At 58.0% G+C, this 803-nt stretch carries 1 protein-coding gene; it reads left to right on the forward strand.

The genetic code is table 11. The annotated features are described in order from the left end of the window. On the forward strand, window positions 1-803 hold an 803-nt coding region (locus AAAU26_RS00040; protein WP_349180839.1), incomplete at both ends, for a DNA primase family protein.

Below are 803 nucleotides of genomic sequence, written 5' to 3' on the forward strand. Positions count from 1 at the left end.
AACGGCGTGTACCATCTGCCGGACGGCTCTTTTCAGGAGAGCCGCCTGTTCTGCCAGAACCGCCTGCCTGTGAAGTATGACCCCAAAGCCGCCAGCCCGGATCGCTGGCTAACCTTTCTGCACGAACTGCTGGACGATGCTGACATTCCCACCTTGCAGGAGTATCTGGGCTACTGCCTGATCCCCAGCACCAAGGGGCAGAAGATGATGCTCATTGTCGGCAAGGGCGGCGAGGGCAAATCTCGCATCGGGCTGGTACTGAAACGGCTCATGGGAGATGCCGCCAGCAACGGCAGCGTCCAGAAAGTGGAGAACAACCGCTTTGCCCGTGCCGATCTGGAACGCCGCCTGCTGATGATCGACGATGATATGGATATGAACGCCCTGCCCAAGACGAATTATATTAAGACCATCGTGACCGCCGAAGCCAAGCTGGACTTGGAGCGCAAAGGTGTCCAGAGCTACCAGCGGGACATTTACGCCCGGTTCCTCTGCTTTGGCAACGGTGCGCTGACTTCGCTGTACGACCATTCGGACGGCTTCTTCCGCCGTCAGCTCATCCTGACCACCAAGGACAAGCCTGCTGACCGCACGGATGACCCTTTCCTTGTGGAGAAGATGTGCGCCGAGTTGGAAGGCATCCTGCTCTGGTGTCTGGAAGGACTGCACCGGCTGGTACAGAACGATTTCCGTTTCACGGTCAGCGAACGAGCCGCTGCCAACGTGGACACCATCAAGCGCAGCAGCAACAATGTCATCGACTTCATGGAGTCCGAGGGCTACTTCCGTTTCAAGGCGGACTA

Source organism: Faecalibacterium longum (assembly GCF_040094125.1).
Taxonomy (GTDB): domain Bacteria; phylum Bacillota; class Clostridia; order Oscillospirales; family Ruminococcaceae; genus Faecalibacterium; species Faecalibacterium longum.